Origin of the sequence: Pseudomonas sp. FH1, from assembly GCF_000510895.2 — a bacterium.
Taxonomy (GTDB): Bacteria; Pseudomonadota; Gammaproteobacteria; order Pseudomonadales; family Pseudomonadaceae; genus Aquipseudomonas; species Aquipseudomonas azotoformans_A.
Map to the genome: position 1 here is coordinate 1 of NZ_AOHM01000113.1, position 13635 is coordinate 13635.

Consider the following 13635-nt stretch of genomic DNA (forward strand, 5'->3'; position numbering starts at 1 on the left):
TTGACCGCCGTAAGCAACGGCGCGCCTGGCAGCGGCTCGGGTTCGGCGCGTGCGGCCGCGACAAACGCCAACAGGTCGCCACTGACCAGGCTGACCGCACTGTCCACGCCAGGGGTGGCGAGCAGTGCGGCCTCGACCTCACCCAGTTCCACCCGATGCCCGCGAATTTTCACCTGGCCGTCTTCACGGCCCAGGAATTCCAGCTCACCCCCCGGCAAATAGCGGCCACGGTCACCGGTGCGGTACAGACGCTGGCCGTCGAGCGGGTGAGCAAAGAAGCGTGAGTCGCTCAATGCCGGATCGCCCAGGTAGCCCTGGGCCAGACCGACACCGGTGATATACAAGTCGCCCGGCACCCAGGTCGGCGCATCACGCCAGTGGCTGTCGAGTACCCGAAAGCCCTGGTTGGCCAGCGGCAGGCCGTAGGGAATGCTGCGCCACGTCGGGTCGATGGCGCCGATAGGGTGCAGGTTTGACCAGATCGAGGCTTCGGTGGCGCCGCCCAGGCCTACCAGTTTCAGGTCGGGCAACAACGCCTGGAGTTGCGGTGGCAGGTTCAGCGCGATCCAGTCACCGGACAGCAAGGCCAGGCGCAGGCTGTCCAGTGGGCGAGGTTCGGCGTGCAGGTAGTCGGCGAGCATGTGCAGTTGTGCCGGCACTGAGTTCCACAGCGTGACCTGATGGCGCTGTACCAGTTCAGCCCAGTGCGACGGGTCGGCGCCACGTGCCGGGTCGGGCAGCACCAGGGTTGCGCCCACCGCTAGGGGCCCGAACAGGTCATACACCGACAGGTCGAAACTCAACTGCGCCAGGCCCAGTACGCGGTCATCGGCGTTGACGTCGAAGCGTCGGTTGATGTCTTGCACGGTATTGAGCGCGGCGCGATGGCTGATCATCACGCCCTTGGGTTCGCCGGTGGAACCGGAGGTGTAGATCACGTAGGCGAGGTCATCGGGGCCGCCCTCGATCAGCTCGAAATCCGCGCCCGCCGAGGGCAACCGGTCTACGGCGTGCCATTGCAATGTTTCGGGCAACGGCGTGTTTGGCTGTGCCAGGGAATGCCCCAGCACATGCCGCACCTTGGCACTTGGCAGGACGCGGTCGCGGCGTGCGGCCGGAGCGTTGCTGTCCAGGGGCAGGTAGGCCGCGCCGGCGAGCAACACGCCGTAGGCCGCCACCACTTGGTCGAGGCCCTTGGGCATCAGGATCGCCACGGGTTCCTGCGCGTCGCATCCGACCTCACGCAGGGTGGCGGCCACGGCCAGTGCGCGTTCGGCAAGGGCGGCGTAGGTCAGGCTGCCGCTGGCATCGATCACCGCCAGTGCGTGAGGATGTTCCCAAGCCATGGCCAGCAGGCCGTCGTGCAGGCGACCGGTGGGCAACGGGGCGGCGGTGGCATTCGCCGCCAGGCGTTCACGCTGTTGCCAGGCCGGCAGCGGCACGTGCACCGGATGTTCCCAGGCGGCCGGATCGAGGGCGAGCAACTGCAACTCGGCGACAAAGGCCTGTTGCATGTCGTCCACCAGGCCGTCGGGGAATACGCCTTGGCGCACGTCCCAATGGATGTGCAGGCCGTTGGCGTCATCCATCACCTGGCAATCGAGGGTGACTTGCGGCGTCTGGGTGATGCCGTGGCCCACCCGGCGTTGACTGGCCGGCGGTGCCTCGATCCCCAGGCCGATGGCGCTGGTGAAGACCACCGGCATGGCCGCCGCTTCACGCCCACGACGCCGACCGATTTCGCGCATGACCTGGATGCCGGAAAATAGCCGGTGCTCCAGATCGGCAAACAATTGGCTGCCCAACTGGCGTGCCTGGGCGGTGAAGTCCAGCCCTTCGGGATCGTTGACCTGCAACAGGCTGACCGAGGTGAAGTCGCCCACCAGGCGATCCACTTGCGGGTGCAGTGGCAGACGGTTGAGCAATGTCAGGTTGAGGCTGAAGGCGGGCTGCTGGCTCCAGCGTTGCAACGTGGCGACGTAGGCCGCCAGCACCACGATGGATGGGGTAAGACCGCGTTCGCTGGCAGCGCTTTTCAGGGTGGCCCATGGCTGCGGCTCAAGCTGCGCCGAGTGCCGTTGGAAACGGGGTACGCGGGTGTCTTCGCCGCTCAGCGGCGCCGGCAGTTGTGGGGCGGCGGGCAATGCGTCGATGCGGGCCAGCCAGTAGTCACGGTCACGTTGGTGGCGGCTGCCTTCGAGCAAACTGCGCTCGGCCAGCAGGTAGTCGCGGAAGGTGATGTCCAGGGCAGGTAAGGCTGCCTGAGGATCCTGCAGCAACAGTTCCAGCTCATTGAACAGCAGCTGCGCGCTGGCCCAGTCCGCGATCAAGGAATCCATGGAAAAGTGCAGCGTGTCGCCGTTGTCGCTGCGGCTCATACGCAGTTCGAACAGCGGCCAGACCTCGGTGGGGTAAAGCTTCTGCTCCATGGCCTGGCGAATCTGTTGCACCGCGTGCTGGTGCTGCTCGCGGGTGGCGCCACGCAGATCGGCGATGGCCAGAGGATAGTGGTCGACGTCGGGCAGCACACGCTGCGAACCTTCGCTGGCGATCACCGCGCGCAGCATGTCGTGGCGGGCGATCAGGCGGTTCCAGGCCTGTTCCACCTGCTGCGGGTCCAGGGTTGGCCAGCTCAGTTCCAGGTAGCCATGGCAGGCGACATTGCCGTAGCCGAAGGACGATTGGCGGCCCAGCAGGTAGGCATTCTGCACATCGGTGAGGGGGAAGGGCGTGTGGTGCTGCGCCGGATCGGCCTGCACGAGCGGGCGTTCCTGTGTCTCCAGCAGGTGCAGGATCTGTTGCTTGTGTTCGCGTAGTTGCGCCATGCGTTCGGTGTCGAGCAGGCCCTGGGGCGCGCGGAATTTCAGTTGGCCATCCTGGGGCCAGAGTTCGACGCCCAGGGACTTGAGTTCGCTTAGCAGTTTGGCGGCGGGCATGGGGACAGCTCCTGGAAAAAAGGGGGGTTGCGCAGGCATCAGATAACGCCTTCTTCAACGGTGTGCGGGGTGGGCAGGCGTTCGAGGGTTTGCGCCACTTCCAACAGGCTGGCGGCGCCGAACAACTGGCCCATGGGCAGTTCCACACCGAGACGGCTGCGCAGCATTTCGAGAAAACGCGTGGCCAGTAGGCTGTCGCCGCCCAGGCGGAAAAAGTTGTCGTGGCGCGAGATGCTCTGCACCTTGAGCAAGTGCTGCCAGAGCTCGGCGATCACCTGTTCGCCTGCGCTCAGCGGTTGCTCATCCACCGCTCCCGTGGCTGGGCTGCGGCGCTCAAAGGGGCGAGCAGCGCACGGCGGTCGACCTTGCCATTGCTGCTCAAGGGCAGGCGTTCCAGCACCAGGATCTGTTCCGGGCGCATGTACGCAGGCAGGCACTGCTCCAGATGCTGTGCGAGCACCTCGGCGCAGGTGCTGGCCGTAACGGCGGCCATCAGTCGGTGGTCGGCGACCAGCGCTACGGCGCTGTTCACACAGGGGTGACGCGCCAGGGCGGCTTCGATTTCGCCCAGTTCGATGCGATGGCCACGGATCTTCACTTGGCTGTCGGCGCGCCCGAGAAACTCCAGCAGGCCATCGGGGTGGTAGCGGCCAAGGTCTCCGGTACGGTACCAACCGTCGACAAAGCGCTCGGCATTCAGCTGCGGCGCGTGGCGATAACCACGCGCGACGCCGGCACCGCCGATCCACAGTTCCCCCGTGACCCAATCCGGACAGTCACGGCCCAGGGCATCGACCACCCGGTAGGCCTGGTTGGCCAGCGGCACGCCGTAGGGGATCGAACGCCAGCCCGGCATGGCCTGGCGTACTTCAAAGTGATTCGACCAGATCGCCGCTTCGGTCGCGCCGCCGAGGGCGATAAAACGGCAACCGGAGGCCTGCTCTTGCAGGCGTTGCGGCAGATCAAGGCCGATCCAGTCGCCGGACAGCAGTGCGACCCTCAGGTCCAGAGGCTGGCGGTCTTGTACGTTGGCTTCCAGCAGCATGTCGAGCAGCGCCGGCACGCTGTTCCACAGGGTCACGCGGTGCTGTCGCAATGCCTTGAGCCAGGCGCGGGCATCGCGGCGCTGGTCTTCGTCGATCAGCACCAGGGCGCCGCCCACCGAAAGCAGGCCGAACAGGTCGTACACCGACAAGTCGAAGTCCAGCGCCGACAGGGCCAGGCCCCGGTCGCTGGCTTGGACGCCATAACAGCGGTTGATCTCGGCCACGGTATTCATCGCCGCGCGGTGGGTGATTTCCACGCCCTTGGGCTGGCCGGTGGAGCCGGAGGTGTAGATCACATAGGCCAATTCACCCGCCGCGAGCGGCCGTGGCGCCGCCAGCGGTTCGGCCTTCAACGCGGTGGAGGGCTTGAGGTGCTTGACGCCGGGCAGGTGAGGGTCGTGCTCGGCGAGTATCAGGGTCACGCCGGCCTGTTGCAGGATGCGCTGGCAGCGCTGCAACGGCTGATCGACACCCACCGGCAGGTAGGCGGCGCCGGCCGCCAGAATGCCCAGCACACAGGCGACCTGCTGCGGCCCCTTGGCCAGGGACACGGCCACCAGGTCGCCGGGTGCGACACCTGCGTCCATCAGACTGTGGGCGATACGCAGCGCGCGGTCGGCCAGTTCGCTGTACTTCAGCGTGCCGTGTTCGCCCCATAACAGGGCCGGGCGCTGCGGCGTCTGGCGCGCCTGTTCAAAGAAGCCCTGGTGCAGCGTCGGGTCGCCCGGCACGCAGTCGACCGGGGCGTTGAGCTGGGCGCGTCGCTGCGCCTGGGCCTGGGGCAGCAGGTCGGGTGGCGCGCTGTCCCAGGCGTGCTCCGCCAACCAGTTGAGGCTCTGCAAGTAAGCGTCGAACATCGCTTCAACCAGACCTTCGGGAAACAGGCCGACCACACGGTCCCAGTTAAGGGCAATACCACCGTTGGCTTCGACGACCTGGTGGTCGAGCCACACTTGCGGGGTTTGTGTCAGGCCGAACACCTGGTGGGCAAACGGGCCGTCCACCGGCGCCGCCGTGCCATCCGGCACGCCCAGGGCGCTGGTGAACACCACCGGCATGCTCACCTGTTGCTCGCCATTGCCCCGGGCCAGCTGGCGCAGCAGGCTGACCGAACCCACGCAGCGATGCTCCAACGCCTCGCCCAGGGATTGTTGCGTACGGCGTGCACGGTCAACCCAACGCTCACCCGCCACGGGCACATACCCGAGCAGGGTCAGCGATGTGAAGTCGCCCATGACCTGGTCGATCTGAGGGTGCACGGGGCGGCGATCGAACAGTGTGAGGTTGAGGCTCAGGTCCGGGCGTGCGCTCCAGCGACCGAGGGTTTCGGCAAAGGCGCAGAGCAGCACCGCCGAGGCGGTGAGCCCCTGTTGCTGGGCCTTGGCCAGGATCGCTTGCCAGGCGCTGGCATCGATCTGCCCTTGCAGGCGTTCAAAGCGTGGTCGGCCCAGGCTGGCGGGGTCGGCGGCCAGCGGCAACTGCGGATGGGGCGGCAATTCGGGCAGGTGTTCCTGCCAGAAGCGCTGCGCGGCGTGCAGCTCCGCAGGTGCAGGGGCGCACTGCAATTGGTAATCGCGAAACGATAGGTCCAACGGGGCCAGCGCTATGTCGGGCTCGCGGTACAACGCATCGAGTTCGGCGTAGAAACGCAGGATGCTCAAGGCATCGAGGATCAAATTGTCCAGGCTGATCGCCAGGCGCGTGTGCCGGCCGTGGGTCACCGTTTGCACATCGAACAACGGCCATTGGTGAGGGGCGAACACGCGATGGGCACAGTGTTCACGCAGGTCTTCCAGGCTGGCGTGGCCCTGGCCGATCACGAAGGCCGGCACTTGTTGCAGAATGCGCGCCTGGCCATTCTGGTCGAACACAGCGCGGAGCATTTCGTGGCGTTCGATCAAGCGCTGCAAGGCGTGTTGCAGGCGCGGCAGGTCAAGGTCCTCGACGTCGTATTCACGGTAGAAGTGGCAACTCACACCCCCCAGCACGAGGCTGGGGTCGCGGCCCAGCCAATAGGCCTGCTGCACCTCAGTCATCGGGAAGGGCGCGTGGCGTTGCGCCAGGTCTGCAACGACGGTGCGTGCGGGTTCGGCCTGTGCCTGTTGATGCAGGTCCACACAGAACTGCGCCAACACCGGCTTGGCAAACACCTGGGCGATGCGTGCACCGCCCAGCCCTTGTTCGGCGAGCAGGCGCACCAGGCGGGTAGCGCTCAGGGAGTCGCCGCCCAGGGCAAAGAAGCTGTGTTCGCGGCACACCTCGCCACAACCGAGCAACTGCTGCCAGGCGCGGGCCACCTGCTGTTCGATAACGCCGCAGGGCGCCGTCAGGTTGGCCTGCTGCACTGGGCTATGCTGGGCGAGCCACGCGTGCAAGGCCTTGCGGTCGACCTTGCTGTTGCCGGTCAGGGGCAACTGCGCGCAGCCGAGAATCAGCGAGGGAATCATATACGCCGGCAGGCGCTCGGCCAGGCCCGGCGGGTCGATCTGCACAGGTTGCACGGCGCCGTGCGCCAGACGGACCACCGCCGCCAATTGCTGGCCGGCCAGCAACACGACCGCGTGCTCCACGCCAGGGCAGGCCAGCAGTGCCTGTTCGACTTCGCCGGCCTCGATGCGGTAGCCGTGCAGCTTGAGCTGAAAGTCGCTACGCCCGAGGAACTCCACAGTGCCGTCGGGGTGGTAGCGCGCCCGGTCGCCGGTGCGGTACCAGCGCAGGCCTTGATAGTCGACGAAGCGCTCGGCGCTGCGCACACGGTCGCCTCGATAACCTTCGGCTACCCCGGCGCCACCGATCCACAGCTCCCCGGCCACCCAGTCCGGGCAGTCATGGCCCTGGTGGTCGACGATGCGCAGGCTGACGTTGTCCAGCGGTTTGCCGTAGGGCAGGCAGTGCCAAGGCAGAGGCTGGCCGGGGAGGGCTTCGAACAGCGTCGAGTGGATCGCCGCTTCGGTGGCGCCGCCCAAGGCCATGAAGCGACAGCCCGGCGCCTGGGCCCACAACCGTGGCGCCAGGTCCGGGGCGACTTTGTCACCGCCGAGCAACACCGCACGCAGCGGTAGGCGGGCGTCGGCCGGGGCGCAACCGAGCAACATGTCCAGCAACGCCGGCACGCAGTTGAGCACACTGGCGCGGTGCAGCAAGGCCAATTCACGCCAGCGCTCGGCATCGCGCTGCGCTTCGGGCTCGATGCCAATCACCGCCGCACCAGTGGACAGCGCAGCAAACAGGTCGAACACCGACAGGTCGAACTCCAGCGCAGAGAGCGCGAGGATGCGGTCATCGGCGGTCAGTTGGAGGCGTCGTTGCAGGTCGTCCACGGTGTTGGCGGCGGCCAGGTGGCTGATTTCCACGCCCTTGGGTTCGCCAGTGGAACCGGAGGTGTAGAGGATGTAGGCGAGGTCGCTGACCGCGCCGGGCCGGAGCGCGTCCAGCGCGGGGCCCGCAGGTGGCAGGGCCTTGAGCAGCAACCGCGCACCTGAGCTTTCGCAGATTTTCTGGCAGCGGGCGTCGGGCTGGTCGATGCCGATGGGCAGGTATGTGGCGCTGCAGGCGAGGATGCCCAGCACCGCGATGACTTGCTCGGGGCCCTTGGGCAGTTGCAGCGCCACGACATCGCCGCGCTGGATACCTTGGTCTTCCAGGTACGCTGCAACTTGCAGGGCCCGCTCGGCCAGCTCGCCATAGCTGATGACGGGAGGGTGGCCCTGCAGCAGCGCGGGCAAGGTGGGCGTCAGGCGTGCCTGGGCAAAAAAAGCCTCATGCAGGCGCTTGACGGGCAGGGCAGCAGGCTGGCCTTGCACGGTTTGGCGCAGGGCCAGTTGCTCGGCGGGGATCAGCGCAGACGGCGCCTGATGCCAGGCGTCCGGGTCAAAACACAGGCGTTGCAACAGGTCGGTATAGGCCTTGAACATGCCATCCAGCACACCGTCGGCGAACAGCCCTTCACGTGCATCGAGGTTGACCAGGATGCCGCCGTCCAGCTCGGTGACTTGCGCATCGAGCCACACCTGCGGGCCTTGGGAAATGATCCACGCCGGCTGGCCGAAACTGGCCTGTACACCCTCGGCGAACAGCTCACCTAGGCCCAGTGCGCTGGTGTATACAACGGGAGCCAGCACTTGTTCACCGCGTTGGCGGGACAGTTCGCGCAACACTTCCAGGCCGGAAAACGCACTGTGCGCGACATCGCTGTGGAAGCGGCGTTGCAGGGCGGTGGCGCGTGCGGCAAAGGTGCCGGCGACCCGGCCGTCCCAGGCCAGCAGGATCGACGAGGTGAAATCCCCCACCAGGCGATCGACATCGGCGTGCAGCGGTGTGCGATTGAACAGCGGCAGGTTGAGCAGCAACTCAGGGGTATCGCACCACGCGCCGAGGGCTTCACTGAACACCGCCGCCAACGCCATGGCCGGCGTGAGCCCATGCTCCCGCGCATGGCGTTCGAATGCCTGGCGTTCTGACGGCGGCAGCCAATGGTGACGACGGCGGACCTGGCGGTCATCGCCCTGGGGCTTGATCGGCAGGCTCGGAGCACCGGGCAATTGGTCGAGGCGCTGCAACCAATAGTCGCGCGCCTGTTGGTGGCGATCCCGCTGCTCGACGCTGGCCTGTTCCTGGCGTTGGTCGGCCAGGTAGCGGGCAAAGGTATAGTCCAGCGCGGGTAGGGGCTGCTGGCGGTACAACTGCACCAAGTCGCCGAGCAGGGTGCGCAGGCTCAGGGCGTCGGCGGCGAGCATGTCCAGGTTCAGGTGCAGGCGGGTGCCGTCGGGCAACAACGACAGCTGGATATCCAGCACCTGGCCTTGTTCTACGGCCAACTTTCGATGGGACAGCTCGGCGCGCAAGGCTGCCAGCCGTTGTTGCACCTGTTCGGCGCTGTCCTGGCGCAGGTCATGCACCGTGAGCCCCGGCCACGGGCTGTGCGCGAGGACCTGCTGGCGGCCGTCATCGAGAAACTGCGCCCGCAACATCGGGTGCCGCGCGAGCAGGGCACGCACGGCAGCTTCCAGTCGTAGCGGGTCAACGTCGTGGCCATCGAACTCGTTATAGAAGTGTGCGGCCACGCCACCCAGCGCTTGGCCAGGGGCGCGACCGATCCAGTAAGCGTGCTGCATCGGCGCCAGTTCGAACGGCAAGCCGTCATCGGTAGCGGTGCTGACCGGCGCGGCGGCCGTGGGTGCCGTATCAAGCAGGGCCAACCAGGCACACAGGCGCGGGTCCGCCACCAGGTCGGCGAAACGCGTGGCGAGACCTTGGCGCCGCCATTGGCCGGCAAGACGGATCAGGGTGACGGAATCCAGCCCCCATTCGATCAGGCTGGCCTCCAGGGGCACCTGGTCGGCGGGCAGTCCAAGGGCGTCGGACAGGGATTGGCGCAGCAGTGTTGCGGTTGAGGTGCTGGGAGTGGCCATGGCTCAACGTCTTCTCATCGCTAGGGCCCGGGCCGGGGTTGGCCCAGGCGCTGGGGGCAGGCAAATGCATGGGGCAAGATGCTAGTCATTCTCATTTTGGTAACTACCCGGATCGAATCGTTTTTGCCCCGTATCCGTTTGGTCGGTGCGGATTGCACGGGCGCAACTGCGGGGGATGACGCCAATACGCCGCGCGATGCGGTTGGAAAATGACTTGAATCGGGTAGAGCCCGGCCCACGGCCTTGACTACCGTCGCTCGCCGCCCTTTTTGCAGGGCTTCTTCATGGAGTTGCGGATGTCAGTCGATTCGGGTTTACAAGTGCGCGGCCTGCGCAAGCGCTACAACAACGGCGTTGAAGCGCTGCGCGGCGTTGACCTGAGTGTTGGCCCCGGCATGTATGGCTTGCTCGGCCCCAACGGCGCCGGCAAGAGCAGCCTGATGCGCACCCTGGCGACCTTGCAGCAGCCGGACGCCGGCAGCATTCACCTGGACGGCGTGGACGTTCTGCGCGGCCCCGACCATCTGCGTCGCCGCCTGGGTTACCTGCCGCAGCAACTGGGTGCATACCCCGGCGTGAGTGCGCGGGATTTGCTCGATCGGTTTGCCTGGCTCAAGGGCCGTACCGACAACCGCCAGCGCCGCGAGGAAATCGAGGCCCTGCTGGAAAAGGTCAACTTGCAGCAGGCGGCCCACCGTGCGTTGGCGACCTATTCGGGCGGCATGTTGCGCCGGTTCGGTATCGCCATGGCGCTGGTGGGCTCGCCGCGCTTACTGATCGTCGATGAGCCCACGGCGGGCCTCGACCCGGCCGAACGCAACCGTTTTCATCGGGTGCTGGCGGATGTCGCCGCCGAATCCATCGTGCTGCTCTCGACCCATATCGTCGAAGACGTCGAGAACCTGTGCAGCCGCCTGGCGGTGTTGGCCGGCGGGCAGATTATTGTCGAAGGTCGCCCGGCCGACTTGCTCGCTGCCGAACAGGGCCGCTTGTGGAAAGCGCCGTTCAGCCGTGGCGAAACGTTGCCCGCGGCTTTGCATGTGGCGGCCAGCCCCGAAGGCAGTCGCGTGATCGTGCACGGTGAGCGTCCAGCAGACCCGCGTTTCAGCCCCCACGCGCCGCGCCTGGAAGACATCTATTACCTGGCGCTGGCCCAGGCCGGCGAGGCGGTGGACGCATGAATACCTTCGCCTTGCTGTTGCGTGAAGCCTGGGTGGAAGTCCGCGCCGGGCTGCGCAGTGGCATTCCCTTGTTGGTGTTTCTTGGCCTCACCGGCTACCTGCTGATGTCCCTGACGAATGCCGATTACGTGCAGAAAATGGGCGCCAGCGACATCGCACGCAATGCGCCGAGCCTGATTTACCTGATGTCGTGCGGTTGCATGTTCTTCCTGTTTTTTGCCTGGGCCTGGGTGTTTGCGCAGCCGGCCCTGCGCGACCGCAAGGCGCAGTTGGAAGAGGTGCTGCTGGCCTTGCCACTGTCACTGCCGGCGCTGCTGTGGGGGCGTTTTATCGGCGCGGCGCTGGTGGGTGGATTGCTCGCGAGTGCGTTGATTGTCGGCTTCCTGGTCAGCCCGGTATTGGGCTGGCTCGGCTGGGTACCCGCGGCCAGTATCGGTGCGCCGGTGTGGTCGGCGTTGGCCTTTGCCTGGGTCGCCTTGCTGTTGCCGGTGAGTACGGGGATCGGTGCGTTGTATTACCTGCTGGCGTTGCGCAGCCGTGGCCTAGCTGCGCCCTTTGCCCTGGCGACGGTATTGATGCTGCTGTGGATGTTTGCGGTGGTCGTACTCAAGGGCGGGCATATCAACCCGCTGTTGGCGGCCAGCCTGGACCCGTCGCTATTTACCTTTGCCCAGGCCCAGGTCGAAACCTGGAGCGCCGCGCAGAAGTCGCAGTCGCTGCTGGCGCTGACGCCGGGGTTCTGGCTCAACCGCGCGTTGTGGTGTGTGTTGCCGCTGCTGGTGCTGGCCGTGGTGTTGGCGCGCACCACGCGCCAGGGCCTGATGGGCCGGCGCAGCGGTGCGGTGCTGGCGGAACCGCCGATGCTGCGCAGCCGTGACGTGCAATTGCCGGGTCCGTTGACGGCCAGTCGTTGGACGCACGCCTTGTGGCATGAAGCGCGCTGGCAGGTACGCCAGTTGTTTGCACGGCGGATCTGGTGGGTGGCGCTCGGCTTGCTGCTGGTGATGGGCGTGCTCAGTGGTTTTGTCCACGGCGTGTGGCATGCGCGCGGGCCGATGGTGCCACGGGCGGATCTGACCCTGCCGCTGTTGTCGAGCGCGTTGTTCCTGGTGATCGCCTTTATTATCGCGGCGCTGGTGGGCTTGGTGTGTCGGCGTGATGACGTCGAAGGCCTCGGGGCGATGTTGCAGGCGACCCCCGCACCGACCTGGCTGCGATTGTTCGGACGCACGGCTTGTGTGCTGTTGGCGACCCTGACCTTGGCGCTGGTGCCAGGCATTGCCAGCCTGCTGATCAGTGCCATCGCTGCGCCCGACAGCCTGGCGCCGGGCTTTGTACTGATCTACCAAGTGCTGGTGTTCGCGCCGCCGCTGTTGGAGCTGGCCGCGCTGACGGTGTTGGTGCACGCGTTGATTCGCCGTTCGGGGCTCGCGTACGCCACGTCGATGCTGCTGACGTTTTTCCTGGTGCTCAACCATGAATTGGGGCTGGTCAGTTACCCCGCCTATGCGATGGGGATACCGGCGCATGTAGCGTTGTCGCAACTCGCCGGCTGGGCGCCCTGGTTACCCTATCTCGGCACCCTGGCAGGCTGGAAACTCGCGGGTTGCGCGGTGATGGTCGGCGTGGCGGCACTGGTGTTGCCTCGCGGTCCCGAACGCCGCCGTTTCGCTGACGTGCGCCAGCCGTTGCCGCTCGCCGTATTGGCCCTGGGCGCCTTGGGTCTGCTGGGCAGTGGCGTGGCTTTGCACCATCACCTGGTGGAGCAGGGCGACTACCAATCGGTGGCCGAGGAGCGTGTTGAACGCGGCGCCTGGGAACAGCGCTGGCTGCCCGGCGCAACGGCCTGGCAGGTGGCGGGCGGGCGCGTGCAACTGCGCGTGGATTCTGCTGCGCGTCAGGTTGAGGGCCAGTGGACGCTTGACGCCGTGCTGGCCAGCCAATTGGATGCTGAGCTGCCGCCAGGCTTGCAGGTGACGGCGGTGAGCGTGATGGGGCAACCGGTCACGTTCGAACAGGCGACCGAGCACCTGCGGGTGCCTCTGGCACCGTGTGCGACGAACGCCTGCACTGTGGAGTTGAACTGGACGGTCAGCGCCAACGGCTGGCCGTCAGAAGGCGAAGCGTTCTGGTTGGGGCCGCAGGGTGTGTGGCTGCAAGCGCGCCGCGTTATGCCGCGCCTGGGGCTGGACAGCGAGCGGCTGCTGCGTGCGCCGGTGCAACGCAGCGAGGTCGGTTTGGCAGCCGACGTGCCCACCTTGGCGGCAGGTTCCGCCGTCGCCGTGGAGGCCATCGCGCCGGCGGGCGACTGGCAATGGCAGGTCGAGATTGATGGACAGGACTTCAACGGTCACAGCGCGGCGCCCTTGGATTTTGCCTACAGCTTGCAGGCAAAGGCGGATGCCAGCCGCCAGCAAACGGCTGTTGAAGTGCGCGAAGACCTGGACCTGATGAGCGCCTGTGTGGCGCGACGCCTGGGCAGTCGCCCGGTGGTGGAGGGCGTGAACCAGTGGCCGACCGGCATGGGCGACAGCCGCTTGAGCCACGGTCAGCTGTTGCTCGCCCAATCGCCGGATTGGGACGTGGCCGCGACCGGCGTCGGGCGTTCGGCACGCCGTGCGCATATTGCCGAGTTGCTTGCCCGCCGGGTGTTGATTGACGCCAGCGACCTGCGGCAGGTGCCGGGTTACCTGTGGTTGAGCCAGGGCGTGGCGGGCGCGACCGGCTTGCTGTGTGTGGCGGATGTAGACGGTCCTGAGGCGCGCGCGGCACTGGTGAAACTCATGGCCGATGACCTGACCCGCGCGCTGGGCAATGACGGCGAACCCGTCGGCACCCTGGCTGATGCCCGCGAGCATGGCTGGGCCGCCAACTATGCAGCGCTGGCGAGCCTGGCATGGACCGCCGAACAAAGCCCCGAACAACTGACGGCAATGACCGCCGCCATCCGAAACGGCCAGGGATGGCCGGCTGCGATCCAGCCCTTGTTGGGCGCGCCTGATCCTGACGCGATTGCCGCTGCGCTTGAGCGCTGGGGCCCAGCGCAATGAATTTGAACCAT

5 protein-coding genes are annotated in these 13635 nt (G+C 66.6%); 2 read left to right on the forward strand and 3 right to left on the reverse strand.

Annotated elements, in window-relative coordinates; all coding sequences use genetic code 11:
* From H096_RS25565 to H096_RS25570, 3 genes are all read right to left on the reverse strand, one after another.
* Window positions 1–2936: amino acid adenylation domain-containing protein (locus H096_RS25565; protein WP_033902131.1), on the reverse strand; the 2936-nt coding region annotated here is incomplete at its 3' end.
* A gap of 38 nt (window positions 2937–2974) precedes the next feature.
* Window positions 2975–3244: a phosphopantetheine-binding protein gene (locus H096_RS34615; RefSeq protein WP_033902132.1), complete on the reverse strand. Its 270-nt coding sequence runs from the start codon at window positions 3242–3244 to the stop codon at window positions 2975–2977.
* Window positions 3226–9393, reverse strand: coding sequence for a non-ribosomal peptide synthetase (locus tag H096_RS25570; protein WP_241495544.1), 6168 nt, complete (start codon window positions 9391–9393; stop codon window positions 3226–3228). The genes H096_RS34615 and H096_RS25570 overlap by 19 nt, the downstream gene beginning before the upstream one ends.
* 296 nt (window positions 9394–9689) lie before the next feature.
* Here H096_RS25570 and H096_RS25575 point away from each other — a divergent pair, with 296 nt between their 5' ends.
* Together H096_RS25575 and H096_RS25580 are read left to right on the forward strand one after the other, a co-directional pair.
* Window positions 9690–10574: an ABC transporter ATP-binding protein gene (locus H096_RS25575; protein WP_033902133.1), complete on the forward strand. Its 885-nt coding sequence runs from the start codon at window positions 9690–9692 to the stop codon at window positions 10572–10574.
* Window positions 10571–13624, forward strand: coding sequence for a membrane protein (locus H096_RS25580; RefSeq protein ID WP_033902134.1), 3054 nt, complete (start codon window positions 10571–10573; stop codon window positions 13622–13624). Before H096_RS25575 ends, H096_RS25580 begins: the two co-directional genes overlap by 4 nt.
* Window positions 13625–13635 lie beyond the last annotated feature (11 nt).